At 72.7% G+C, this 26033-nt stretch carries 17 protein-coding genes and 2 tRNA genes; 12 read left to right on the forward strand and 7 right to left on the reverse strand.

Annotation, left to right across the window (positions count from 1 at the left end):
• Window positions 1-11: 11 nt before the first annotated feature.
• Together ACI789_RS00400 and ACI789_RS00405 are read right to left on the reverse strand one after the other, a co-directional pair.
• A complete protein-coding gene (locus ACI789_RS00400) occupies window positions 12-1088 on the reverse strand; it encodes a YaaC family protein (RefSeq protein WP_457006175.1) in 1077 nt (358 codons plus the stop codon).
• 369 nt (window positions 1089-1457) lie between these two features.
• Entirely contained in the window at window positions 1458-1607 is a 150-nt protein-coding gene (locus ACI789_RS00405; protein ID WP_457006176.1) for a hypothetical protein, read from the reverse strand.
• Window positions 1608-2384: 777 nt separating this feature from the next.
• Here ACI789_RS00405 and ACI789_RS00410 point away from each other — a divergent pair.
• A complete protein-coding gene (locus tag ACI789_RS00410) occupies window positions 2385-8681 on the forward strand; it encodes a hypothetical protein (RefSeq protein WP_457006177.1) in 6297 nt (2098 codons plus the stop codon).
• Here the strand turns inward: ACI789_RS00410 and ACI789_RS00415 are convergent.
• Window positions 8668-8877 (reverse strand): hypothetical protein, encoded by a 210-nt coding sequence (locus ACI789_RS00415; RefSeq protein WP_457006178.1) that lies wholly within the window; start codon window positions 8875-8877, stop codon window positions 8668-8670. The genes ACI789_RS00410 and ACI789_RS00415 overlap by 14 nt on opposite strands.
• Before the next feature lie 54 nt (window positions 8878-8931).
• On the opposite strand from ACI789_RS00415, the gene ACI789_RS00420 reads away from it, so the two are divergent.
• On the forward strand, window positions 8932-9453 hold the full coding sequence (locus tag ACI789_RS00420; protein ID WP_457006179.1) for a hypothetical protein: 522 nt from the start codon (window positions 8932-8934) through the stop codon (window positions 9451-9453).
• Window positions 9454-9821: 368 nt separating this feature from the next.
• Here ACI789_RS00420 and ACI789_RS00425 read toward each other — a convergent pair.
• Window positions 9822-9895: transfer RNA gene (locus ACI789_RS00425), tRNA-Gly, on the reverse strand.
• A gap of 73 nt (window positions 9896-9968) precedes the next feature.
• On the opposite strand from ACI789_RS00425, the gene ACI789_RS00430 reads away from it, so the two are divergent.
• The 5 genes from ACI789_RS00430 (at window position 9969) to clpX (ending at window position 14799) form a co-directional block, all read left to right on the forward strand.
• Window positions 9969-10042 (forward strand) — tRNA-Pro (locus ACI789_RS00430).
• 135 nt (window positions 10043-10177) lie between these two features.
• Complete coding sequence (gene tig / locus ACI789_RS00435) at window positions 10178-11647, forward strand: trigger factor (protein ID WP_457006180.1); 1470 nt, start codon at window positions 10178-10180, stop codon at window positions 11645-11647.
• Window positions 11648-11957: 310 nt separating this feature from the next.
• Window positions 11958-12593: an ATP-dependent Clp protease proteolytic subunit gene (locus ACI789_RS00440; RefSeq protein WP_456919039.1), complete on the forward strand. Its 636-nt coding sequence runs from the start codon at window positions 11958-11960 to the stop codon at window positions 12591-12593.
• 20 nt (window positions 12594-12613) lie between these two features.
• Window positions 12614-13240: an ATP-dependent Clp protease proteolytic subunit gene (locus tag ACI789_RS00445; RefSeq protein ID WP_456919040.1), complete on the forward strand. Its 627-nt coding sequence runs from the start codon at window positions 12614-12616 to the stop codon at window positions 13238-13240.
• 287 nt (window positions 13241-13527) lie between these two features.
• Window positions 13528-14799 (forward strand): ATP-dependent Clp protease ATP-binding subunit ClpX, encoded by a 1272-nt coding sequence (gene clpX / locus ACI789_RS00450; protein ID WP_456919041.1) that lies wholly within the window; start codon window positions 13528-13530, stop codon window positions 14797-14799.
• Between the two features lie 130 nt (window positions 14800-14929).
• On the opposite strand, the gene ACI789_RS00455 is transcribed toward clpX, so the two are convergent.
• Window positions 14930-15847 (reverse strand): DUF559 domain-containing protein, encoded by a 918-nt coding sequence (locus ACI789_RS00455; RefSeq protein WP_457006181.1) that lies wholly within the window; start codon window positions 15845-15847, stop codon window positions 14930-14932.
• Between the two features lie 177 nt (window positions 15848-16024).
• A complete protein-coding gene (valS, locus tag ACI789_RS00460) occupies window positions 16025-18622 on the reverse strand; it encodes a valine--tRNA ligase (RefSeq protein WP_457006182.1) in 2598 nt (865 codons plus the stop codon).
• 42 nt (window positions 18623-18664) lie between these two features.
• On the opposite strand from valS, the gene folC reads away from it, so the two are divergent.
• Window positions 18665-20020 (forward strand): bifunctional tetrahydrofolate synthase/dihydrofolate synthase, encoded by a 1356-nt coding sequence (gene folC, locus ACI789_RS00465; protein WP_457006183.1) that lies wholly within the window; start codon window positions 18665-18667, stop codon window positions 20018-20020.
• Complete coding sequence (locus ACI789_RS00470; RefSeq protein WP_456919045.1) at window positions 20017-20421, forward strand: DUF4233 domain-containing protein; 405 nt, start codon at window positions 20017-20019, stop codon at window positions 20419-20421. Before folC ends, ACI789_RS00470 begins: the two co-directional genes overlap by 4 nt.
• Here ACI789_RS00470 and ACI789_RS00475 read toward each other — a convergent pair.
• Complete coding sequence (locus ACI789_RS00475; RefSeq protein ID WP_457006184.1) at window positions 20418-22499, reverse strand: S8 family serine peptidase; 2082 nt, start codon at window positions 22497-22499, stop codon at window positions 20418-20420. The genes ACI789_RS00470 and ACI789_RS00475 overlap by 4 nt on opposite strands.
• An 85-nt stretch (window positions 22500-22584) precedes the next feature.
• Between ACI789_RS00475 and ndk the strand changes: the two genes are divergently transcribed.
• From ndk to ACI789_RS00490, 3 genes are all read left to right on the forward strand, one after another.
• Entirely contained in the window at window positions 22585-22995 is a 411-nt protein-coding gene (gene ndk, locus ACI789_RS00480; RefSeq protein ID WP_457006185.1) for a nucleoside-diphosphate kinase, read from the forward strand.
• Between the two features lie 119 nt (window positions 22996-23114).
• On the forward strand, window positions 23115-25043 hold the full coding sequence (locus ACI789_RS00485; RefSeq protein ID WP_457006186.1) for a TIGR03960 family B12-binding radical SAM protein: 1929 nt from the start codon (window positions 23115-23117) through the stop codon (window positions 25041-25043).
• On the forward strand, window positions 25043-25810 hold the full coding sequence (locus tag ACI789_RS00490; protein WP_457006187.1) for a TIGR03936 family radical SAM-associated protein: 768 nt from the start codon (window positions 25043-25045) through the stop codon (window positions 25808-25810). The genes ACI789_RS00485 and ACI789_RS00490 overlap by 1 nt, the downstream gene beginning before the upstream one ends.
• Window positions 25811-26033: the final 223 nt, after the last annotated feature.

Genomic DNA, 26033 nt, shown 5'->3' on the forward strand with positions numbered 1-26033 from the left:
CATGTGGGCCGCTAGGCCACGTCATGCAATGTCTGAAGGAGCACCTGCGGAAGTGTGCGCATCGCTTCGTCCAACGCGCCTTCGATGGGAGACGCATCTGCACTCGCGTCGATAGAAATGAGATGCGCCCAGGCCTTTGGCTCATACCGAGACAGCATCGAGAGTCCGTAGAGAATGCCGTACCAAAGCAGCAGTGGGTGAGCAGGTAGAGTGGATGAGCCCACGGAGGGAAAGGCATACGTCAGGCCTTGGTAGTTGAAGACACGGTTCAAGATGTCTTTGAGCTCGGCCTCTGCAGAGGTCGAACGTCCGAGCAAGATAGGTATCTCGAACTCCTCTGCCGACACCATCGTCGCGCCGATTGGATTGCCCTCCGGCATGGCGAAGGACCAGCCCTGCAAGGTCGGAAAGCGGTTCAAATACGCGGACACCGCGCTTCTTTGCGCTTTGATCGCCTTCGCAAGGTCGCCCGACGCCCCATCCTCAAGGAACTCGGTCTGCATCAAGCCACTTGGCAAGGGTGCGATACGGACTCGGGTGCGCTGGCTGCGGAGGACCATCCCGTCCTCGGCTCGTAGAACGAGCGGAGCGTCCTCTCCCATGCCCGTGAGCGGCGCCAACTCCATCGCCGGGACGAGGCACCAAAGGTCTCCCAGGGCGGTCGCCGAAGGAAGCGAAGCGGCACCGAGAATTCGTGCTAGCCCGGTGAACGTGTCCCGTCCACTGTCCTGTAGCTCCAACGACGCAATGCCTGTGCGAACGACTCCTTGCATAGGGCCGACCCTGAGTCCGTGGCCGCCTGCGAGTCGCCACTCGTCATGTCTCGCCGAGAGGCTGGCAGCGGCGACGGACCGAGCCGCCTGGCTGAGTCCATAGAACAGAAGGACTGGCTTCGTCGCTGGGCCCACAGCTTGGGCGGCCGCGAAGAACTGTTCGGCCTGTTCCATGGCCGCTCCGAAGACGGCCTTCCTGTCCCCGCGCCTCGCGGCACCGGGGGGCTCGTGGCGGATGGTTCGCAACTGCCGCCAAGCAACCGCCGGAGGAGTCGCCAGCAGATCCCGATAGGTCGGCCCAGTCGGTCTAGTCACTTTGCCAAGCTACTGGTAGTGATCTCGATCCATGCTGTGAACCGTTCCCCTTGACGTGTTTACGGGCCGGTGCGCGCAGCCCTCAACAGACCTCAGCGCCACCGTCCATCGGCTTCGGTCCTCCGAAGCGGAGCGCACGGCGGACGTTCGGGCGCGGCTCGACGACATCGGCCGCTGGCAGCAACGAAGTCTCTTAGGCCGCCCTCATGACTGGTGTCCCTAAGCGGCCCACTCAGGGACACCGGCGATCGTCCGGTCCGGCGTCCTACCGATGCCTTCAGCACGAGCAGCTCACCGTTCAGCGCTGTGGGCGTGGGCGGTCGGTGCGCTACTCGTCCCGGCGGCAGATGGGACGACAGCCGCGCTGGGTCAGGACTTCTTGCCGCCCTTCTTGCCGCCCTTCTTCCCCAGCTCGCTCTGTGCGGCCGAGCTCTTGCGCGGGTTCGTCTTCCCTTCCTTCTTCGCCTTGGCGTTCGCCTTCTTGGCTGTGGCGCTGCCCTTACCGCTCTTCTCGGCCATGCCGACCTTCCAGTCGGGGGCTGCCGTCCAGGTGCGGACGGCCAGGGGGGTGCCACTACCCCCAGCAGACCATCCCGTACACCCGGTCCGGGAGGACCAGCGGCCGGCCGGACCACCGTCCCCCGGACGCTGTCGATGTCCCATAGGCCGCCTTTAGGGACGCGACCTCAGGCGTCCCCGCGGCCCTGGAGATGTGTCGCTTGACCCCAACCTGCCGGGTTCCGCGATCTCAAGATCCCCGACCGACACACCTCATGCACTGTCGGCTGGAGGACCTCGCACCGGCCCAACGGCACTGACCCGGCGATCCCAGCAGCGCGCAGCCGGATCCGAGATGCAAGAGGTGTGCCGTCTAGTGATCTTGATGATTGTGCTGCGCCTTCCGCTGGACTGGTCACCTTTAGCCCACGGTCACAGCTTGACTTGAACACCTCCTGGTCGCCCATTCGCCGGTGCTGATGCCGGTGTGCCTGATCAATCCCACGCCGACGAGGGACCGGAGCAGGAGGGACGGCCCTCCCGGCGAAGCGCGTCGGTCCGGCCGGTGCCCGCCTGCCGTAAGAGCGGCCTTCGCCAACGGATAGGCGCGGACCGGGCACCGGCTCCAGTTGGAGTCCAAAGCCGTCGCAGACACGGTCTTCGCTAGCCCTGGCAGCTGACGGCCGCAGCGGTCCGGAGACAACGAGAGGATCTCCGCCAGCCACACCTCAGGAGTCTCGTAGCGTGGGCGGCCGCGGCAGCGCCCCTCAAGACGCCGCCGACGGGAGGAGGCGACGCATGGGTGCGGCGGAGTCCAACGCCGGTGACGACTTCCACTTCTGGTGGGCCGCGAGCCGTGCGCTGGCCCTCATCGAGCCCGGCACGCACAGCCGGCTGCTGGTCGTCGAGGGGCTCAGCGTTGTCGACGACGCCGACGACCAGTACGAGACCGTCGACCTCGCCGAGTACTTCGCCGGCGAGGACTTCGACGACGCGACGGCCGTCGTGCTCTCGCAGCTGAAGTACAGCACCCGTCATCCCGCCCAGGCGTGGACCGTGTCCCGGCTGTGCGAGAAGCGGCGGGCGACCGGATCCACCGGGACGCCGCGGTCGGTGATCGCGGATCTCGCCGCCGCGTTCCGGCCGCTGGTCGAGGCTCACGGCCGGGAGTTGGTGCTGAAGAAGCTGAAGATCCAGTTGGTCAGCAACCAGCCCGGCGATCCGACGCTGCTGGCCAGCGTCGCCGCGGCCGCGGAGTGGGCCTGGTCGCAGCCGTCGGCCGCCCGCCGCGACGCGTTGCTCCGCGCGCTGCCTCCCAAGCAGGCCGAGGTGATCCGGGCGCTGTCCAGGGCGGTGGGCTCGCGCCTGACCAGCAGCGAGTTCTGCGACTTCATGGCCGTCCTCGACCTGACCCAGACGGGGGCGCTGCACCGCGCGGCGCTCGCCCGCAGCGTCCGGGCGAGCGCATCGGAGCTGACCGCCGGCCGCGGATCGGACTCCGCCCGGCGGCTGTTCGAGCTGGTTCGGCGCGAGGCGATGCCCGAGGCTCAGCGAAGGGGGCTGCGCGACGTCGACGTCCTCGCAGAGCTCGGTGTCGGCGACGCCCAGGACCTCTACCCAGCCCCGCCGCGGCTGCCGGACGTCCCCGACCCGCTGCCCACCCCGGGCGCCGCCGCGATAGCCCGGGCGGTCCTCGAGCACCCCGGCTGGATCATCGTCGCGCACGGGCCGGCGGGAACCGGGAAGACGACCGCGCTGCGGCAGGTGCCCGAGCGCCTGCCCCGCGGGTCGACGTTCGTGCTGTTCGACTGCTACGGCGGGGGGGAGTACCTGAGCTCCGGCGAGGAACGGCACACCCCCCACCGGTTCGTCGTCCAGCTCATCAACGACCTGGCGCAGCGCTGCGGTACCCCGCTGCTGCTCCAGCCACCACGGCTGGAGGAGGAACTGTGGCGGTACCTGTCCCGCACGCTGAACCGCGCGGTCGCCACCCTCGATCCCGACGCGCTCCTCGTGATCGGCGTCGACGCCGCGGACAACGCCGCGATCGCCGCCGACGAGCGGGGCGATCGCGGCTTCCTGCCCGGTCTGCTCCGATTGCCCCTGCCCCCGCGGGTCGCCGTGGTCCTCACGGCGCGCACCCACCGCATCGACACGACGGGCGCCGGGTCCGCGCCGCGGGTCGAGGTGTGTCCCTTCGATGCCGATGCCTCCGCCCGCCACCTGCGGCGCCGGCGCCCGGAGGCGTCCGACGACGACGCCGCCGTCTTCCACGCGCGCACCGGCGGGAACCCGCGGACCCAGTTCTACGCGCTGGCCGAGGCGGACGCCGACGGCCGGGACGTGCCCGCGCTGTTGAAGGCGTGCCGGCGCACCCCGGAGGCGTTGTTCGAGGATTTGCTCGACTCCGCGCTGCAGGGCCGTGCCACGGCGGCGACGGGGCAACGCTGGCTGGCCCTCATGCTGGCGCTCGCCCGGCCGGTCAGCATGGACGTGCTGGCCGCCGCGCTCGACGTGGACGTCGACGCGGTGACGGCGTTCGCGGGCGGACTCACCCCGGGCGTGGAGGTGATCGACGGCGCGATCCAGTTCCGGGACGAGGACTTCGAAGCCTACGTCCGCGACCGCGTCGACCCGACCGATGTGATGGCAGCCCACGGGCGGCTGGCGGAGCTGTTCCTGGACAGACGCGACAGGGACGCGGACGCGGCGGCGCACGTCGCCGATCACCTGTTCGACGCCGGCCGGCTGGACGAGGTGATCGAACTGGTGCTCGCGGAGGGCGAGCCGCGGGGGATCGCCGACGGCTTCCGGCGGGAGCAGGTGCAGGGCCGGCGGCTGGACCTCGCCGCCCGGGCGGCGGGCGAGCGCGGGGATGCCGCCGCCGCCGTCCGGATCGCTGCCCGCGGATGCGACACCGCCTCCCGGGTCGACACCCTGTCGCGGCTGGTCGAGACCCACCTCGACCTGGTGGCGCGGTACGCGGACGTAGAACTGCTGCGGGCCTACGCACTGCGCCAGAGCCGAGATCCATGGCTCGGGCCGCTCCTCATGCGGCTGGCGGCCGCCCTTGCCCGCGACCCCGAGCGGCACCCCTCGGCCCGCTCCACCATGGAGGCCGTCGAGGCGTGGCTGCACCGGTGGGCGGCCGGCCGGGACGACGAGACCCGGCACTGGGACGTCGACGACGACGACGTGGCCGCGGGTGCTGAGGCCGTCTACCGGCTCGACGGGACCGACGCAGCCATCGCCTGGCTGCGTCGGTGGCGCCCCGTGACGCTGATCCTGGATGCCGTCGAGGGGCTGGCCGAGCGCCTGGCTGGCGAGATAGACCTGGAGGACGCCCGCGAGTTCCTCCGGGTGCACCGCGTCCCGCGGCGGGCGCAGGCTCCGATCCTGGCCCACGTCTCACACCCGACCGCCCAGCCAGCAGGCGGTGCCGCCTGGCTCGACGAGGTGATCCCCGCCCTGCTCGCAGCCGACGCCGGACGGCCGAGACCGTGGCACACGCGGCTGCTCGACGCGGCGCTGCGCCACGGCGATCGGCGGACGGCCGCAGCCCTCGCGCGGCACTGGTCCCGCGAGCTGCCCGCCTCCAGATGGGCGTTCGCGACCCCCGACGCGGAGGGCGTCTCGATCCTCCGCTGTCACGCGGCCGCGGCCGCCCTGTCCGGGCAGGACCTGGCCACGGATGGGCTGGTCCCTGCCGTCCTGCGCCCGGAAGTGCGCGACGATGGCCAGGACCACGACCCGCGGAGCCGTGACCGTGCGGAGTGGCTGGACCCCGTGGCACCGCTCGCACGGACCGCCGAACTCGCCGCCCGCGCCGTCGCGGGCGACGCCGTGACCGATCGGGTCGCCGACCTCGTCGAACACGAACTGGTGCGCCGACTGGAGACGGCCGGGCATCGGTGGTTCACCTACGACCGGTCCTTCCGCACCTGGGCCGCCCTGGCTGCCGAGGCTGTCGCCGACGCCGGGGCTCCGGAGCGGCTGCTGCACAAAATCGTCGACGCGGCCCCGAGACTGCTCCGCGACGGAGCCCCGCAGTCGTGGCTGGACCTCGCCGAGGTCCTCGTCGTCCGCGGCATGCACACAGCTTTGGCCGCGGAGCTGTGCCTCCGGGCCGCTACCCGCGCTCGGACCGACGTGTACTCCGCGCCCGACCGGCTGGAGCTCCTCGCCCGCGCCGCCGAGGTCGCCGGGCGGATCGACGCGACACTCGGCCGGCAGATCTTCGATCAGACCGTCGACGCGGCGACCGGCGTCAACGACGACGCCGCCCAGCTGCTCTCGGTGCATGCCGACCTGGCCGATCGCGCCGCCGTCCCGGCGACCGAGAGGACGCGGCTGGCCAACGCGTTGATCCGCGTCGCCGAGCGCGTCGCCCCGCACGTGACCGATTCCGCGGTCATGCCGTACGCGGCGATCGCCCACGCCGCCGCTCGGCTCGACGCCGGCGTCGGGCTGGCCGCCGCGAGCCGGTGGGACGACGAGGCGCGTGCGGCACTCGCCGCCATCCTCCCCGCCGCGCTCACCGGGGCGGTCGACGGCGGAGCTGTCCCGGCCGCCCACGCCCTCGCGCTCGACCACCTCGTCGAGCGCGACGAGGTGCGCCTCGACTACCAGCTGGGCCTGGTGGCCCGGCTGGCGACCGTCGGCGCCGCCGGCACCGCCGCCGCCCGTGTCGCGCTGGTACGTGCGTCGCGCTGGCTGCGACACCACGTGCCGGCGGCCCTCCAGCCGCAGTTCGCTGGCCAGCTCCTCGACGCCGCGGACGACGGCGGCCTCGGGGGAGCCGTGCGCGCCGAGCTGGCCCCCGTCTGCGCGCTCACGCGCCCGGACGAGCAGGTGGACGGCGACAGCGACCGGCCGGCTCGCACCTGGCTCGGGGGCGACGTCCCGCCGGCCGCCCAGGCGCTCCTCGACGCCCCGGGCACGCGGGGATGGTCGACGCTGGCCGACGACGTCGCCGCGCTGGCAGAGGCGCACGTCGCCGCCGAGCCGCTGCGATCTTTCGTCGAGGCAGTCACGGGCGCGGTGCCCGTGGGGGAGCGGCTGGACGCACTCACCGCGGTCGCGGCGCTCCCGGGCCGGCCGGGCGTGGACACCGCGGTCCCGGTCCTGGCCGATCTCGTCGACCGCTGGCGCGACTGGCCCGGGGTCAGCGCCTGGGCGGCCGATGCGCTGCCCGGCTTCCTCGGCCGCTTCCTGACCGAGCTGGCCTGGCGTCACGATCCCGGCACCTTGCTGCACCAACTCCGCAGGATCGCCAACGATACGACGGTGCGCCGCGCCGTCCTCGCGGCGCTGCCGACCGCCCGGCCGCACCTGACCGCGCATGGCTGGCGAACGATCGCCGCTGTGCTCGGCGGGCTGTGCGCTCCGGCGGAAGCCGCGACCGCGCTCGCCGGACTGTTCGCCGACGCCGCGGACGACGCAGATGACGCGGTTGAGGTCACCGGTGGCGTCGGCGCCGCCGGCGGCCCGGGGCCCGAGCCCGTCGTCATGCTGCTGTGGAGCGCCTGCGGACATCCACGCCGGCAGATCCGCTGGCGGGCCGCGCACGCCGTCCGGGAGTTGCTCACCACGGCCGACGCCGGTGCCGTCGACGCGCTCACGGCGGCGCTGGTCGGGTGCCTGGACCTCTCCGATCCCGGGCCGTACCGCAGCCGTGACCTGCACTTCTACCAGCTGTCGGCTCTCGCGGCGATGCTCACCGCGCTGGCCCGCGTCGCCGCCGACCGACCGGCGCTGCTCCGGCCGCATGCCCCCACGCTGGTGAGGCTGGCGACCAGCCGGGACCTTCCGCACGCCCAGATCCGGGAACTCGCCCGCTCCGCCGCGCTCGCCATCGGCGGCCACCCGACCGCCGATGACGGCGAGCTCCGCTTCACGAACCGACCGATCGGGTGCCTGCTCGGCCGCCGGCACAGCCAGCCCTGGGGCGACCGGCAGATGTCTGACGACCGGCGGTACCGCTTCGAGCCCCTGGACACGATCCCGTACTGGTACGCCCCCCTCGCGCGCGTCTTCGACGTTCCGGTCGACGACGTCGCCGAGCGGGCCGAACGGTGGATCCTCGATCGGTGGGGTCTGAGCGAGGACGACTGGTGGACCGACACCCGCGACCTGCGCGACGAGCGGTCCTGGAACCGGACGAACCACCGGCACGGTTCCATCCCGCCGGAGGAGAACCTCCGGCTGTACCTGGAGTACCACGCGATGCTGGCGGCGGCCGGCGAACTGGTCGACGCCGGTCGGCCGGCGCTGGTCGACCAGTGGGATGACGGGGACCCGTGGCAGGAGTGGCTCGAGCAGCATCTGCCCCTCGCCAGCGGTCTGTGGCTCGCCGACCTGCGCAGCCCGGTGCCGGTGGAGCCGGGGTTGTTCGGGCAGCTTCCGGCGCTGGATGAGTGGGACGACCCGACTGACGGCGAGTTCGACCACGCCCTCGGACTCGACGACGGACACCTGCCGGAGAGGGTCATCGTGGCAGGCGGCACCGACATCAGCCGGTCCGGAGCGTACGGCGACGTCTCCATCCGGTCGGCCCTCGTTGGCCCGGATCACGCCGCCGATCTGCAGCGCGCCCTCGCCGCGGCCTCCGACCCGATGGACTGGAAGCTGCCCGACGAGGCCGAGGACGAGTTCGAGGTGGACCATGGCCCGTTCGTGCTGCGTGGCTGGCTGGCGCCGGCCCGCGACGGGCGTCACACCATGGACGAACACGACCCGTACGCGCACGAACTGCGCCCCTCCCGTCCGCTGCCCGGACATCGGTTTCGCGACGCTGTGGGCGCCACACCCGACGCGACCGGCCTCGCCCTGCTCAATCCCGCGGGAGCCGAGGTGGCCCGCGCGGAGCAGTGGGCCGACGACGACGCCGTCGACGACGACAGGCCGAGCTCGGCCGGCTACCGCGTCCGGGTCGACCGCGGGACGTTGCTACAACACCTCACGGACACTGGCACCAGCCTGATCGTGGAGGTTCGGATTGGACGGCACCGACGCAACCGGGACCTCGACGACTACCGGCCGTCCCGCAGCCGCATCTACCTCATCGACGCCGCCGGCGACATCACCGTCCGCTGACCCCGTCACCGCCCTCGGTGAGCGAATCCTTGCCGAGCTCCGCGGCGACCGGACCAACCGGACCCTCACCCGCTGGCTCGCCCACCACACCGCCGGCCTCGTCGACGCCGCCGAACGCGCCCGGACGGCCGGCGACCCGGATGCGGATGCCCGTGCGGCGGAAGCCAGGACCGCCATCCTTCAGCTCTGGCAGCACCGGTCGGCCTGGCCGAGCGGATGGCCACCGCGCCGGGCCGCCCAGATCGTCCGCGTGCTCGACGACCTGCCCGAGCTCGACGATCCTGGCTGGGGCGGGATGAACGTCCTCGGCCGGCTGCAGCACCTCCACCATCACGTGCTGGGCCTGCTGGCCGACCTCGCCGCCGCCAGCGCCCCGCTGGAGGAAGGCTGGCTGGGTGCCTTCGGCGATCGCCTGACGCCCGACGAAGTGGCGCTGCTCATCCACGCGGCCAGCGTCGACCGACGTCTCGACCTCCTGCTCCGCGATGACGGCGCCATCCGGCGCCTCCGACGCCGGCTGGCACACAGCGCGGGCGAGTCCGACGCCGGGCCAGGCGATCGTGCTGTCGGCGACGACGGGGCCCATGACGGCGGGGACGGCGCCGAGCCGGGCTCCGACGACAAGGACATCCTCGTGACTCACCCCCTGGTGCAGCTGGCGGAGACCTACCGCGACACCGTCGTCGCCCTCCTTCGCGTGGCCACGCGGGACGGAGCTGCGGAGGGAACCAGATCAAGGACGCCAACCGAGGACGGCACCTCGTCCAGCTAGGCCTGCAGGACCGCCACGGTCGCCAGGCCTGGCCCAGTAACGGCTTGAGTCTTCACCTCCCCGAACACTCCGAGCTCGCCGGGCAGTTCGCTTGCTCTCGGGACTGTCGGATCCGAGCCGTACGGAGGAAATCGCGACGAATCGCCGCTCGGCACGGCCTTGAGCTCACCGCGTGACCACAGCGTGGTCACGCGCCCCACGGCAGCTCGCACGGGGCTGCAACCTCGCCGTATGCGCCGCCTGGCGTGACCACAACATGACCAATGAGGCGGAAAACAGGGGTTAAAAGGGGCCATATCGGGCCTTCCGGAGGGTCCTCCAGACCTTCTCCAGAGAGCCTGACGGCGCAGTTGACCTGCGCTCATGCGTGGAGCGGGTGACCGGGATCGAACCGGCATGGCCAGCTTGGAAGGCTGGGGCTCTACCATTGAGCTACACCCGCGAGGTGTGCCCGGACAGCGTAACCGCTGCCCAGCGACCGCTCCGCGCGGTGTCCCCCTAGACTCGGTGCGCCACGGGGTGTGGCGCAGTTTGGTAGCGCACCCGCTTTGGGAGCGGGGGGCCGTGGGTTCAAATCCCGCCACCCCGACGTCGCCAGGCCGACCGGGGGTCCCATCCCGCCGGCCCGGCCGTTCGCCGCGTGTCTCTAGACTCGTGGGTCGACCCGGCGCCGTCGGACCGGCCGGCGCCCGTCCCTGTCTTTCGATCGAGGAGCACTGCCGCTGTGAAGAGCACCATCGAGGAACTGGGCCCCACGCGGGTCCGGATGGCGATCGAGGTGCCGTGGGGGGACCTGGACCACGCCTTCGGTGAGGTCTACAAGGAGCTCGGCCGCCAGGTGCGCGTGCCCGGCTTCCGCCCCGGCAAGGTGCCCAACCGGGTCATCGACACCCGCGTCGGCCGCCCCGTGGTGCTCGAGCAGGTCGTCCAGCACGCCATCCCGGAGGTCTACTCCGAGGTCGTGCGGGAGAACCAGGTGCGCGTCCTGGGCCAGCCCGACATCGAGGTGACCCGCCTCGACGACAACGACACCCTCGCCTTCACCGCCGAGGTCGACGTCGCCCCCAAGATCGAGCTGCCGTCGCTGGACGACCTGTCCGTGACCGTCGACGACGTCGAGGTCACCGACGAGGAGATCGACCAGCAGATCTCGGTCATGCGCGAGCGCTTCGCGATGCTGACCGCGGTCGAGCGCCCGGTCCAGGACGGCGACTTCGTCTCCATCGACCTCGAGGCCCGGCTGGACGGCGAGGTCCTCGAGGACGGCTCGACCACCGGCATGTCCTACGAGGTCGGCTCCGGCAGCCTCATGGAGGGGCTGGACGACGCCCTCCGCGGCCTGTCCGCCGACGAGTCGAAGACCTTCCAGACGGCGATGCTGCAGGGCCCTAACGCCGGCCAGAACGCCGACGTCACCGTCACCGTCCGCTCGGTCAAGGAGAAGGAGCTCCCCGAGCTCGACGACGAGTTCGCCTCCACCGCCAGCGAGTTCGACACCCTCGAGGAGCTCCGCGAGGACGTCCGCACCCGCCTGGCCCGCACCAAGGTCATGCAGCAGGGCGCCCAGGCCCGCGACAAGCTGGTCGAGCACCTCATCGCCACCGTCGAGGTGCCGATCCCGGAGAACTTGGTCGACCGCGAGATCGAGTGGCGCAACAGCGCCATGGAGCGCGACCTGCAGCAGGCCGGCATGGACTGGGACACCTTCCTGCAGATGTCCGGTGTCGAGGACCGCGAGGCCTACGAGGCCGATCAGCGCAAGAACATCGAGGAGGCGGTGCGGACGCAGTTCATCCTCGACGCCGTCGCCGACGCCCGCGAGGTCACCGTCGACAACGAGGACCTCTCCGCGCAGATCATGGCCCAGGCCGCGCGCAGCCGGGTGAGCCCCGAGCAGTACGCCCAGCAGCTGCAGCAGGGCGGCAACATCGCCGAGTTCGTCGCCGACGTCCGCCGCACCAAGACCCTCGCCCAGCTGCTCGAGCAGACGACGATCACCGACGCCTCGGGCAACGTCGTCGACCTCGAGAGCGCGCGCCCGCGCACCGTCCAGGCCCCGGCCGCCGAGACCGCCGAGACCACCGCGGAGGAGACCCCCGAGGTCGCCGACACGGCGACCGACGCCGCCGACGCCCCGGTGACCGAGGCCGCCGACAGCGCGTCCGAGGGCACTGAGGACGCCGCCAAGAGCTGAACGAGGACCCCGTCCTCCTCGCCCCGAGCTCGCTCGCGGCGGGGAGCTGGACGGGGCCGGCCGAGCGCCACGACCGACGCCGTCCCACCCCGCGACCGAGGGGAGGGGCGGCGTCCGTCGTCCCGGGTGGAGATGCGCCCACGGCGAACACCCCCCGCGCCGGGACTGCCGTCCCCCGCCTCCGCGTTAGGGTCGACGCAGACTCCGGCGAGCACCGGGGCACCACGTCCCTGGGGGTCCTCCCGGGCCCCGCACCACCCCGCCCGCCCACCGAGACCTGCACGACAGTCCAACGGAGGTCACCGCACCCGTGAGCACCAACCCGAACCTGGCCGGCGCGCCGCTCATGCGTGCCGCTGCCGGGGGGATGAACCTCAACGACTCGGTCTACGAGCGCCTGCTGCGCGAGCGCATCATCTTCCTGGGCAGCCAGGTGGACGACGTCATCGCCAACCAGCTGGCCGCCCAGATGCTGCTGCTGTCGGCTGAGGACCCCAAGCGCGACATCCACCTCTACATCAACTCGCCCGGTGGCTCCGTGACGGCCGGCATGGCCATCTACGACACGATGCAGTTCATCGACTGCGACGTCGCCACCTACGGCATGGGCCTGGCCGCCTCGATGGGCCAGTTCCTGCTGACCGCCGGCACCAGGGGCAAGCGCTACGCCCTGCCGCACGCGCGGATCATGATGCACCAGCCGTCGGCCGGCGTCGGCGGCACGGCGTCGGACATCGCCATCCAGGCCGACCTGTTCCGGCGCACGAAGCGCGAGCTCAACGAGCTGCAGTCCTTCCACACCGGGCAGAGCATCGAGCAGATCGAGAAGGACTCCGACCGCGACCGGTGGTTCACCGCGCAGGAGGCCCTCGAGTACGGCTTCGTGGACCACGTGGTCAGCCGGGCGGCCATGACCGACAGCGCCAACCCGGTCACCGACAACTGACGGTTGCGAGGAGAACACCGATGAGCTTCCAGATGCCCTCCAGCCGTTACGTGCTGCCCTCCTTCGTGGAGCGGACCAGCTACGGCATGAAGGAGTCCAACCCGTACAACAAGCTCTTCGAGGAGCGCATCATCTTCCTCGGGGTGCAGATCGACGACGCGTCGGCCAACGACGTGATGGCGCAGCTCATCACCCTCGAGTCGGCCGACCCGGACCGCGACATCACGATCTACATCAACTCGCCCGGTGGCTCGTTCACCTCGCTGATGGCGATCTACGACACGATGATGTTCGTCCGGCCCGACATCCAGACCGTCTGCATGGGCCAGGCCGCCTCCGCCGCCGCCGTCCTGCTCGCGGCCGGGACGCCGGGCAAGCGCCTGGCGCTGCCGTACTCGCGGGTGCTGATCCACCAGCCGTCGGGTGAGTCCGGCGGCCAGGTGTCGGACCTGGAGATCCACGCCGCCGAGATCCAGCGGGTCCGGTCGCAGATGGAGGAGATCCTGGCCCGCCACACCGGCCAGACCGTCGACCAGGTCCGCCTCGACATCGAGCGCGACAAGATCCTGACCGCGGACGAGGCCAAGGCCTACGGCATCGTCGACCAGGTCATCCAGAGCCGGAAGCTCAACGCCCTCCCGGCCTGATCCCCGGAATTCGGTACGGGTCGAGGGGGCGCGTGACGCGCCTTCGACCCGTACCGTCGGGGGACACGGGACGCATGTGGTTGGCGTCGGGGCCGGAGGGCGAGTCATCGCCCTTCGGGGCCGGGGCCGGCAGGTACCGTCGGCGAGCGCCCGACCCCCGGCCCTGAGCGCCGGGAGGAGAGCCTCGCGGAGCTGCACGACAGGCGAGGCCGGACACGGGACATCGGCAGAGTTCACACGCAGGTACCTGAGACCAGGGCCTGATTCCCCGAGGTGGAGGTCAGCAGGTGGCACGAATCGGTGAGAGCGGTGACCTGCTCAAGTGCTCGTTCTGCGGGAAGAGCCAGAAGCAGGTCAAGAAGCTCATCGCGGGCCCCGGGGTCTACATCTGCGACGAGTGCATCGACCTCTGCAACGAGATCATCGAGGAAGAGCTCTCGGAGTCGTCGGACCTGAAGTTCGACGAACTGCCGAAGCCCAAGGAGATCCACGACTTCCTCGAGCAGTACGTGATCGGCCAGGACAAGGCCAAGCGCGCGCTCTCGGTGGCGGTCTACAACCACTACAAGCGGGTGCAGGCCGGCAACGCCGGCAGCCGGGACGAGTCGGTCGAGCTGGCCAAGTCCAACATCCTGCTGATGGGCCCGACCGGCTGCGGCAAGACCCACCTCGCACAGACCCTGGCCCGGATGCTCAACGTCCCGTTCGCCATCGCCGACGCCACCGCCCTCACCGAGGCCGGGTACGTCGGTGAGGACGTCGAGAACATCCTGCTCAAGCTGATCCAGGCCGCCGACTACGACGTGAAGCGCGCCGAGACCGGCATCATCTACATCGACGAGGTCGACAAGATCGCCCGCAAGAGCGAGAACCCGTCGATCACCCGCGACGTCTCCGGTGAGGGCGTGCAGCAGGCGCTGCTCAAGATCCTCGAGGGGACGACGGCCTCGGTGCCTCCGCAGGGCGGCCGCAAGCACCCGCACCAGGAGTTCATCCAGATCGACACGACGAACGTGCTGTTCATCGTGGGCGGCGCCTTCGCCGGGCTGGAGAAGATCATCGAGGCGCGGGCCGGCAAGCAGGGCATCGGCTTCGGCTCGGAGATCCGCAGCAAGAAGGAGATGGACGAGGCCAACGTCTTCGGCGAGGTCATGCCCGAGGACCTGCTGAAGTTCGGGATGATCCCCGAGTTCATCGGCCGGCTCCCGGTGATCACCAGCGTCGAGAAGCTGGACCGCCAGGCGCTGATCAACATCCTCACCGAGCCGAAGAACGCCCTGGTGCGCCAGTACCGGCGGCTGTTCGAGCTCGACGGGGTGGACCTCGAGTTCACCGACGACGCGCTCGAGTCGATCGCCGACCAGGCCATCCTGCGGGGCACCGGCGCCCGCGGCCTGCGGGCGATCATGGAGGAGGTCCTCCAGTCGGTGATGTACGAGGTGCCCAGCCGCGAGGACGTCGCCTCGGTGGTGATCACCAAGGAGGTCGTGCTCGAGCACGTCAACCCGACGATCGTGCCGCGCAAGCCCTCCCGCGCCCCGCGCGAGAAGTCGGCCTGAGCCACCGCTGACCGACGGCCCGTCTCCCCGTGGGGGAGGCGGGCCGTTCGCGTTCCCGGGCCCGACCGTGTGCCGGCGGTGATGTGCGGTCAGGGCGCGCTCTACGCCGGGAACGCCCACCAACCGCACATCACCGAGCCGCGAGCAGCTCCCGTCGAGCCCTGCAGACGGCGAGGATCTCCCGACGGCAGGCTTCCGGCTCCCGGGTCAGTCGGCGGTAGCTGAAGCGGAGGACCACCCAACCGAGAGCGGCCAGCGCGACGTCCCGCCGGGTGTCCCGTTCCCGGTCCTCCGCGCTCCCGTGGAACGCCGCCCCGTCGAGCTCGACCGCGACCTTCAACTCGGGGACGGCGGCGTCCAGGTGCACCGTGCCGAAGGGCAGGACGACGGGGTGCTGCTGCACGAAGCGCGGCATGCCCGGGGCCCGCAGGACCTCGCGCACACCCCAGATCTCCAGCTCGCTCTGGCAGCCCTGCTCGACCTGGCCGATCAGTGCGGCCAGCTCCCGCCGTCCCGGCAGGGCCGGGCGCCGCAGGGTCTCCGCGCGCAGCTGAGCCACGGTCACCCGTCGGTCCCGGAGCATGCCGATGACGGCCCCGCGGGCCTGCTCCACGGCCCGCCGGTGCACGCCCTGTCCGTGTGCCGCCCCCCAGCTGTCGGCGAGGGACCGGGGGAGGAGGGTGACCGGGAACGGGCCGAGGTGGTCGGTGACGAGGTCGCGCACTCGGTGCACGGCCAGCCCGCGGCTGTCCAGGGCACGACGGCCGGCGGGGACCGAGACGTGGACGGGACCGTGGCCCTCGACGACCCGCCACACGGCCAGCGCCGACCAGTGGCTCAGCGTGCCCCCGGTCGCGAGGACGCCGGCGAGGGCGCGGGTCCGCCAGTCCCCCCAGGACTCAGGGAGCGCGACGACGCCCCGGTGAGGTCGCAGCAGCCGCCCGGCGGCGACCCAGCGGCCGACGGTGTGCCGGTCCACCCGGCCGGCGAGGTCGGAGACGCGTGCGACTCCGTGGGGGCCGAGGAGGGGGAGGGGGTCACGCGCCACGCGGCCACCGTCGCCCGTGGAAGACGACCGCTGCGGCGCGTCACCGGTTCTGTGGACCCACCCCGGAGCTGTGGAGGGCCCAGCGATGTGCGGTCGTGGCGCGGTCCCGACTCAGAACGCGCCACGACCGCACATCACCCGCGGGTAGCGGCCGCGGAGGGCCGGCCGCGGCGCGCCTCAGGCCTCCGAAGGCGGGGCCAGGACGACGTCCACGGTCAGCGGGCCCTTCCCGGCGACGATCGACAGTTCGGCGATCCGGCCGGCCTCCACCAGGTCGCGGCGCCCCGCCTCCACCAGCGGCACCTGCTCCGCCGGCGCGGTCACCGTCGCCGACTCGACGTCGGCCCGCATCGACTGCTTGGCGTCGGACTTGGCCTTGCGGACCCCGGCCAGCGCGGCGGCGACCACCGACACCACCGTCGGGTCCCCGCCGGTCGGCAGCTCGGCGGCGGCCGGCCACAGCGCGCGGTGCACCGACCCGGACTGCCACCACGACCAGACCTCCTCGGTCACGAACGGCAGCACCGGGGCGAACAGCCGCAGTTGCACCGACAGCGCGATCGCCAGCGATGCCTGCGCGGAGCGGGCGGCGTCGTCCGAGCCGTAGGCCCGGGACTTCACCAGCTCCACGTAGTCGTCGCAGAACGACCAGAAGAACGCCTCGGCCACCTCGAGCGCGCGGGTGTAGTTGTAGGCGTCCATGGCCGCCGTCGCCTCGTCGACCACCGTCGCCAGCCCGGCCAGCAGGCCGAGGTCCATCGGCTCGGTCACGGCCGAGGCCGACAGGTCGGCCGACGCCCCCAGCCCCAGCACGAACTTGCCGACGTTGAGGATCTTGATGGCTAGCCGGCGGCCGACCTTCATCTGCGCCTCGTCGAACGGCGAGTCCGCGCCCGGCCGGGCACCGGCGGCCCGCCACCGGACGGCGTCGGTGCCGAAGCGGTCGAGCACGTCGATGGGCGTGACGACGTTGCCCTTCGACTTCGACATCTTCTTGCGGTCGGGGTCGACGACGAAGCCGGAGATCGCCGCGTGCGACCACGGCACGGCGCCGAACTCGTAGTGCGACCGGACGACGGTCGAGAACAGCCAGGTGCGGATGATGTCGTGCGCCTGCGGGCGCAGGTCCATCGGGAAGACGTGCGCGAACAGCTCCGGGTCGGTGTCCCAGCCCGAGGCCACCTGCGGCGACAGCGACGAGGTGGCCCAGGTGTCCATGACGTCGGGGTCGGCCATGAACCCGCCGGGCTTGCCGCGCTGGTCCTCGGTGAAGCCCTCGGGGACGTCGGAGGACGGGTCCACCGGCAGGGCCGACTCGGGCGCCAGGATCGGGTCGGCGTAGTCGGGCTCGCCCTCGCTGTCGAGCCGGTACCAGACCGGGAACGGGACGCCGAAGAAGCGCTGCCGGCTGATCAGCCAGTCGCCGTTGAGGCCCTCGACCCAGTTGTCGTACCGGTGCCGCATGTGCTCGGGGACCCACTGGATCTCCCGGCCCCGCGCCAGCAGCGCCTCGCGCAGGTCGGCGTCCCGCCCGCCGTTGCGGATGTACCACTGCCGCGTGGTGACGATCTCCAGCGGCCGGTCGCCCTTCTCGAAGAACTTGACCGGGTGGGTGATCGGCTTCGGGTCGCCGTGCAGGTCGCCGGAGTCGCGCAGCAGGTCGACCATCCGCTCGCGGGCCGCGTGGGCGGTCTTGCCGGCCAGCTCGCGGTAGGCCGAGGCGGCCCCGTCGGAGTTGAGTCCGGGCGGCGGGTCGGCGACGAGCCGGCCGTCCCACCCGATCACCGCGCGGGTGGGCAGCTGCAGCTCGCGCCACCAGGTGACGTCGTTGAGGTCGCCGAAGGTGCAGATCATCGCGATGCCGGAGCCCTTGTCGGGCTCGGCGAGGCGGTGCGCCACGACGGGGACCTCGACGTCGAACACCGGCGTCCGCACCGTCTGGCCGAACAGCGACCGGTAGCGCTCGTCGTCGGGGTGGGCGACCAGCGCGACGCAGGCGGGCAGCAGCTCGGGGCGGGTGGTCTCGATGAACACCGGGCCGTGCGCGGCGTGGAAGGAGATCCGGTGGTAGGCGCCGGGCCGCTCGCGGTCCTCCAGCTCGGCCTGGGCGACCGCCGTCCGGAAGGTGACGTCCCAGAGGGTCGGCGCCTCCTGCGCGTAGGCCTCGCCGCGGGCGAGGTTGCGCAGGAACGCCCGCTGCGCGGTGGCGCGGGAGGACGCCGAGATCGTCCGGTAGACGTTGTTCCAGTCCACCGACAGGCCGACCCGGCGCCACAGCTGCTCGAAGGCCTGCTCGTCCTCGGCGGTCAGCCGCTCGCAGAGCTCGACGAAGTTGCGCCGGGAGACCGGCTGCTGGTCCTTGCCCGGCTTGGCCGGCGGCTCGAAGTGGGGGTCGTAGTGCAGCGACGGGTCGCAGCGCACCCCGTAGTAGTTCTGCACCCGGCGCTCGGTGGGCAGGCCGTTGTCGTCCCAGCCCATCGGGTAGAAGACGTGCTTGCCGCGCATCCGCTGGTAGCGGGCGACGATGTCGGTGTGGGTGTAGCTGAAGACGTGCCCCACGTGCAGCGAGCCGCTGGCGGTCGGCGGGGGGGTGTCGATCGAGTAGACCTGCTCGCGCGGCGCGGCCAGCGCGGCGGCGCGGTCGAAGGCGTAGGTGTCCTCCGCCGCCCAGCGGGCGATCCACTTCTCCTCGAGCCCGTCCAGTGACGGCTTCTCGGGTACGCCGCCCCCGGCTCCCGGGGCAGCCGTGTCCGGGGTCGCGATGCGGGTGTCCATGTGCCTCATCCTAGGAAGGCGGCGGCTGGCATCCTGGGGAGGATGAGCGACGGCGGCACCGGTGACCTGGCCCGGGTGGAGAAGGAGCTGCTGGCCCGCTGGCCGGAGAGCCGGCTGGAGCCCTCGCTCGGCCGGATCTCCGCCCTGCTCGACCTGCTCGGCGCCCCGCAGCGGGCCTACCCGGTGGTCCAGGTCGCGGGAACCAACGGCAAGACGACGACGGCGCGCATGGTCGACGAGCTGCTGCGCGGCTTCGGCCTGCGGGTGGGCCGGTTCACCAGCCCGCACCTGCAGTCGGTGCGCGAGCGGATCGTGCTCGACGGCGAGCCGGTGAGTGCCGAGCGGTTCGTCGAGACCTACGACGACATCGCGCCCTACGTGCAGATGGTCGACAGCGCCGGCGAGCACCCGATGAGCTTCTTCGAGGTCGTGGTCGGCATGGCCTACGCGCTGTTCGCCGACGCGCCGGTCGACGTCGCCGTCATCGAGGTCGGCATGGGCGGCACCTGGGACGCGACCAACGTGGTCGACGCGCGGGTCGCCGTCGTGACGCCGGTGGCCCTCGACCACGCCGAGTACCTGGGTCCCGACGTCGCCACGATCGCCGGCGAGAAGGCCGGGATCATCAAGCGCGACGCCATCGCCGTCCTCGCCCACCAGCAGCCCGGGGCGCTGGACGCGCTGGTGCGGCGCGCCGTCGAGGTGGAGGCCGTGGTCGCCCGGGAGGGCACCGAGTTCGGCGTCCTCGACCGCCGGGTCGCCGTCGGCGGGCAGCAGCTGCGGCTGCAGGGCCTGGGCGGCGAGTACGACGAGGTCTTCCTCCCGCTGTTCGGCGCCCACCAGGCGCAGAACGCCGCGACCGCGCTGGCCGCCGTCGAGGCGTTCCTGGGCGCCGGGGCGGCGACCGGGACGATCGACGTCGAGACGGTGCGCGCCGCGTTCGCCGCGGTCCGCTCGCCCGGGCGGCTGGAGCGGGTGCGCACCAGCCCCACGGTGCTGGTCGACGCCGCGCACAACCCGGCCGGCATGGCCGCGACGGTGGACGCGATCCGCGAGTCGTTCGACTTCACCCGGCTGGTCGGCGTGGTCGGGGCGGTGCGCGGCAAGGACGTCGCGGGGATGCTCGCGGCGCTCGAGGGGATCTGCGCCGAGCTGGTGGTCACCCAGAACAGCTCGGCGCGCGCCATGCCCGCCGACGAGCTGGGCGCGCTGGCCGTCGACGTCTTCGGCGCCGACCGGGTGAGCGTCTCGCCGCGGCTGCCCGAGGCCCTCACGGAGGCGATCGAGCTGGCCGAGGCCGGGCCGGACGACGCGCTCGGCGGGTCCGGGGTGCTCGTGACCGGCAGCGTCATCACCGCGGGGGAGGCCCGGACGCTGATGGGCGGCCAGGTCCCGTGACGGCGCCCGACCCGGCGCGCGCCGCCCGGGCGCTGCGCGGCGCGGCCGCGGCCGTCCTCGTCCTGGAGGGGATCGCCGTCCTCTTCGTGCCGCGGGGCATCGCGCAGAGCGGCCCCGGGCTGACCGGTGGCCGGCTCACCGCGCTGCTGGTGCTCGCCGTCGTCCTGGTCCTCGCCTCCGGCGTGCAGCGCCGCTCGTGGGGCCTGGTGGCCGGCACCGTGCTGCAGGTGCCGCTGCTGGCGACCGGCTTCTTCAACAGCGTCATGTGGTTCGTCGCCGGCGCGTTCGTGCTGATCTGGCTCTACCTGCTGCAGATCCGCAAGGAGCTGCTGGGCTCGCCGTTCGGCGAGCCGGGGCCGGCGCGCCTCCCGGGGGAGGACGACGCCGGCCCGGCGCGTTAGCGCCGCGGGGTGACGGTGGCGCTCGTCGCGGACCAGCGCCCGGTGCCGGCGGCGTTGACCGCGGCCACGGTGAACCGGTAGGCGGTGCCGTTGGTCAGGCCCTTCACGACGAGGCTGGTGGTGCCGGCGCGGGCGGTCACCGTCTTCACGACCTTCGTGCCCCGGTACACGCGGACGGTGTAGCCGGTGACGGCGGCGCCTCCGGTGGCCTTCGGGGCCACCCAGCGGACGGTCGCGGCGGCGTTGCCCGCGGACGGCCGGCCGATCGTGGGGGCGCCGGCCACGGTGCGCGGCGTGACGGTGGCGCTCGTGGCCGACCAGCGCCCGGTGCCGGCGGCGTTGACCGCGGCCACGCTGAACCGGTAGCCGGTGCCGTTGGCCAGCCCGGTCACGGACAGGCTGGTGCTGCCCGCGCGGGCGGTCACGGTCTTGACCACGCTGTCGCCGCGGTGGACGCGCACGCTGTAGCCGGTGACGGCTGCGCCTCCGGTGTCCCTGGGTGCGGTCCAGCGCACGGTCACCGCCGCGTTGTCCGGGGTGGGCTGCCCGATCGCCGGGGCCGCGGGCGCGGTGCGCGGCGTGACCGCGGCGCTGCGTGCGGACGACGGCCCCACGCCGGCCTCGTTGACCGCCGCGACCGCGACGGTGTACGCGGTCCCGTTGACCAGGCCGCCGACCGTGGCGCTGCGGGCGGTGGCGGCGGCCGTCGTGACCCCGACGAGGGTGGAGCCGCGGTAGGTGGAGACCCGGTACTCGGTGATCGGGGCACCGCCGTCATCGGCGGGCGGCGACCAGGCAACGCGCACGGCGCCGGCGGACGGCGTCGGCGTGCTGGTGCCGGGAGCCGACGGCGGCGCGACGACCGGGGTGCTGCCGCCGGCCTCCAGGGCGTCGGCCGCCCGCACGGCGCGGACCGCGTCGACCAGGCCGGAGCCGTAGTAGTCGTCGCGGCCGGCGGCGCCGAGGTCGGTGGCGCTCGTGACCAGCGCCTGCTCAACCTGGTCCGGGGTCAGCCCGGGGGCCGTGGCATCGACCAGCGCGGCCACGCCCGCCACGTGCGGCGAGGCCATCGACGTCCCGCTCATGAAGACCAGGTCACCGTCGAGGTAGGTCGACAGGATGCCCACGCCCGGAGCGGCGACGTCGACCGAGGGGCCGTAGTTCGAGAACGAGGCCCGCGCCTTCGTGTCGTCGACCGCCGCGACGCCGACCACCCCGGGCAGGCCGGCGGGGGAGTGCATCGCCGAGGAGTTCTCGTTGCCGGCGGCCGCGATCACCGTCACGCCCTTGGAGCGGGCGTAGGCGATGGCGGAGGCCTCGACCGACGAGGAGCCGGGTCCGCCCAGCGACATGTTGATCACGTCGGCGCCGTTGTCGGCGGCCCAGACGATGCCGCTGCTGATCCAGCTGTCCCACCCGGATCCGCTGTCGCCGAGCACCTTCACCGGCAGCACGCGCACCCCGGGGGCCACCCCCTCGACGTCCGACCCGGCGTCAGCGGCGATCGTGCCCGCCACGTGGGTGCCGTGCCCGTGACGGTCGGTCACGTCGAGCGCCCCGCCGGCGCTGTCGGTGAAGTTCCGGCCCGGGACCAGGGCGGAGACGAGTTCCGGGTGACGCGACACCCCGGTGTCGAGGACCGCCACGACGACGTCGGACAACGGGTGGTCGACCTCGGCGCGCGCCGCCTCGGAGCGGAGCATCGTGTTGCCGTACAGGTAGTCCGCGTAGGTGACGCTGGTGGCCCGGGCCGGCTGGGAGACGCCGGCCGCCTCGACCGACGGCTGGGCCTCGAGCACGGCGGCCGCGGTGGCGGCGTCGGCGCGCGAGCCGGCGTCCAGGGTCAGGATCTCGGGGCCGTCCGGCGTCGTGACGAACGCCGACAGCGGGACACCCTCGCCGCTGGTCGCGGCGGCCAGCGTCTGCTCCTCCGTGGCCGAGAGGTCGGCCTCCAGCACCGGCGGGACGTCGACGGTCGCCTCGTCCTCCGCGAGCGCGGGGGAGGCGACGACGACGGACAGGACGGGGAGGAGCGCGGTGGCGACGGCTCCCCGGACGAGCCACGGGCGGGACGGCATGCAGACGTCATCGGCACGGACGCCGGGGTCCCGTAACCGGTCCACCCCCTCGGGTGAGCCGGAGGTCCCCGTAGGCTCCGGCCCCGTGACTGAACGCACTCTCGTCCTCGTCAAGCCCGACGGCGTCGCCCGCGGCCTCGTCGGCGAGGTCATCACCCGCCTCGAGCGCAAGGGGCTGCGCCTGGTGGCCGCCGAGCTGCGCACCCTCGACCGCGACACCGCCGAGACGCACTACGCGGAGCACCGCGAGCGGCCGTTCTTCGCCTCGCTGGTCGAGTTCATCACCGGCGGTCCGCTGGTGGCGCTGGTCATCGAGGGCCCGCGCGCCATCGAGGCCTTCCGCGCACTGGCCGGGGCCACGGACCCGGTCAAGGCCGGGCCGGGCACCATCCGCGGCGACTTCGCCCTCGAGGTGCAGAGCAACATCGTGCACGGCTCGGACTCGCCCGAGTCCGCCGAGCGCGAGGTCAAGCTCTTCTTCCCCGACCTGGCCTGAGAGAGGAACCCCCTCGCCCCCCGCCACTCGCGCGCTCGTGGCGGGGCCCTGCGAGGGGGCCGCCGTGCGGGCGCCAGGGCGGGAACGGGTGCGACGGCGGCGTCTACCCTGGACGGGTCATGAACGGTGAAACGCTCTACCCCCGTCTCGAACCGCTCCTCGCGCAGGTGCAGAAGCCGATCCAGTACGTCGGCGGTGAGCTCAACGCTCAGGTCAAGGCGTGGGACGACGTCGCCGTCCACTGGGCGCTCATGTACCCCGACGCCTACGAGGTCGGCCTGCCCAACCAGGGCCTGATGATCCTCTACGAGGTGCTCAACGAGCGCCCCGACGCCCTGGCCGAGCGCACCTACGCCGTCTGGCCCGACCTCGCCGCGCTTCTGCGCGAGCACGGCGTCGGCCAGTTCACCGTCGACGCCCACCGCGCCGTCGCCGACTTCGACCTGCTCGGGGTCAGCTTCGCCACCGAGCTCGGCTACACCAACCTGCTCGAGGCGCTCGACCTCGCCGGCGTCCCGCTGCACGCGGTCGACCGCGACGAGACGCACCCCGTGGTGGTCGCCGGCGGGCACGCCGCGTTCAACCCCGAGCCGATCGCCGACTTCGTCGACTGCGCCGTCCTCGGCGACGGCGAGCAGGTCGTCGGCGACATCACCGACGTCGTCAAGGCGTGGAAGCAGCAGGGCCGGCCCGGCGGCCGCGTCGAGCTGCTGGCCCGCCTCGCCCGCGTCGAGGGCGTCTACGTCCCGCGGTTCTACGCGGTCTCCTACGGCCCGGACGGCGCGATCGCGGCCGTGACCCGCACCCGGGACGACGTCCCCGCACGGGTGGGCAAGCGCACGGTCATGGACCTCGACGAGTGGCCCTACCCGAAGACGCCGCTGGTGCCGCTCGCCGAGAGCGTGCACGAGCGGATGAGCGTGGAGATCTTCCGCGGCTGCACCCGCGGCTGCCGCTTCTGCCAGGCCGGCATGATCACCCGCCCGGTGCGGGAGCGGACCATCACCGGGATCGGCTCGATGGTCGACCAGGGGCTGCGCGCCACCGGCTACGAGGAGGTCGGTCTCCTCTCGCTGTCGTCGGCCGACCACTCCGAGATCGGGCAGATCGCCAAGGAGCTCGCCGACCGCTACGAGGGCACCAACACCGGGCTGAGCCTGCCGAGCACCCGGGTCGACGCGTTCAACGTGACGCTGGCCAACGAGCTGTCCCGCAACGGCCGCCGCTCCGGGCTGACCTTCGCCCCCGAGGGCGGCAGCGAGCGCATCCGCCGGGTGATCAACAAGACCGTCTCCAAGGACGACCTGGTCCGCACGGTCACCACCGCCTACGCCAACGGCTGGCAGCAGGTGAAGCTCTACTTCATGTGCGGTCTGCCGACCGAGACCGACGAGGACGTGCTGGAGATCGCCGACCTCGCGGTCGAGGTGATCCGCGCCGGCCGGGAGGCCAGCGGCCGCAAGGACATCCGCTGCACCGTCTCGATCGGCGGATTCGTGCCCAAGCCGCACACGCCGTTCCAGTGGGCCGGGCAGGCCAGCGCCGAGACCATCGACGCCCGGCTGCGGCTGCTGCGCCAGGCGATCAACGCCGACCGGCGGGTCGGCCGCTCCATCGGCCTGCGCTACCACGACGGCCAGCCCGGCACCGTCGAGGGCCTGCTGTCCCGCGGCGACCGCCGCGTGGGCCGGGTCATCGAGCGGGTCTGGCGCGAGGGCGGCCGGTTCGACGGCTGGAGCGAGCACTTCTCCTACGAGCGCTGGACGAAGGCCGCCGCCGAGGAGCTGGCGCCCTTCGGTGTGGACCTCGACTGGTTCACCACCCGCGAGCGGACCCAGACCGAGGTCCTGCCCTGGGACCACCTGGACTCCGGGCTGGACAAGGAGTGGCTCTGGGACGACTGGCAGGACGCGATCTCCGAGGAGGAGGTCGCCGACTGCCGGTGGACCCCCTGCTACGACTGCGGCGTCTGCCCGACCAACGGCACCGAGATCCAGATCGGGCCGACCGGGCGCAGCCTGCTCCCGCTCACGGTCGTCGGCCGGTAGTGGCCCGCCAGCCCGAGGGGCCGCCCCCGCCGCCCACCGTCCAGAAGCTGCGGCTGCGCTACGCCAAGCGCGGCCCGCTGCGCTTCGCCTCGCACCGCGACCTCGCCCGGGCGCTGGAGCGGGCGCTGCGCCGCGCGCGGGTGCCGATGGCGTTCTCCGCGGGCTTCACCCCGCACCCGAAGATCAGCTACGTCGGCGCGGCGCCGACCGGCGCGGCCAGCGAGGCCGAGTACGTCGAGATCGGGCTGGCGCAGCGGTGCGACCCCGAGGCGGTGCGGGCGGCCCTGGACGCGTCGCTGCCCGCGGGGATCGACGTCCTCGAGTGCGTGGAGGCGGCCGAGGGCACCGGCTCGCTGGCCGACCGGATCGACGCCACCTCCTGGCGGGTCGAGCTGCCCGGTGTGTCGCCCGCCGACCTCGCGGCCGCCGTCGAGGCCTTCCTGGTCAGGGACGAGGTGACCGTCGCCAAGCGCACCAAGAACGGCCTGCGGGACGTCGACGCGCGCGCCGCGGTGGCCTCGGCTGCGGCGGAGGGCACATCAGGTTGTGCCATACTGACGATGGTCGTCCGGCAGGTGACGCCCGCCGTTCGACCCGACGACGTGTTGGCTGCTCTCGCTGCCGTCGCCGACCTGCGCCCGCCGTCGCCCCCTCGGGCCGTGCGTGAGGCGCAGGGCCGGCTCGACGACAACGGGACCGTGGCCGACCCGCTCGGTCCGGACCGCGCGGCGCGCACCCGCTGCCAGGGGGAGCACGCGGCGATCTGACCGGTGGGGCCCGGGGCCTCGCGCCGTCGGCGGAACGGCTGCCAGACGTGACGCACCCCGAGATCTCGCACCACCGCCAGACCTTGCTCCACCGCACCACCGGCACCCGGCCGCGACAACCGTCGCCCGGGGGCCGGCCCACAGACTTCGCGAGTCGAGCACGCCGCCCTGACCGGCGCGGCGGCCCGGCCCGCCCAACCCCCGTGCTCCTGCGCGGCCGCCA

This window comes from Geodermatophilus sp. SYSU D00965 (assembly GCF_054050075.1).

Bases quoted from the DNA above. Each gene is read 5' to 3' on its own strand.
- ACI789_RS00475 (WP_457006184.1), bottom strand. From the start codon at position 22,499: ATGCCGTCCCGCCCGTGGCTCGTCCGGGGAGCCGTCGCCACCGCGCTC.
- folC (WP_457006183.1), top strand. From the start codon at position 18,665: ATGAGCGACGGCGGCACCGGTGACCTGGCCCGGGTGGAGAAGGAGCTG.
- ACI789_RS00485 (WP_457006186.1), top strand. From the start codon at position 23,115: ATGAACGGTGAAACGCTCTACCCCCGTCTCGAACCGCTCCTCGCGCAG.
- valS (WP_457006182.1), bottom strand. From the start codon at position 18,622: ATGGACACCCGCATCGCGACCCCGGACACGGCTGCCCCGGGAGCCGGG.
- ACI789_RS00445 (WP_456919040.1), top strand. From the start codon at position 12,614: ATGAGCTTCCAGATGCCCTCCAGCCGTTACGTGCTGCCCTCCTTCGTG.
- ACI789_RS00410 (WP_457006177.1), top strand. From the start codon at position 2,385: ATGGGTGCGGCGGAGTCCAACGCCGGTGACGACTTCCACTTCTGGTGG.
- ACI789_RS00405 (WP_457006176.1), bottom strand. From the start codon at position 1,607: ATGGCCGAGAAGAGCGGTAAGGGCAGCGCCACAGCCAAGAAGGCGAAC.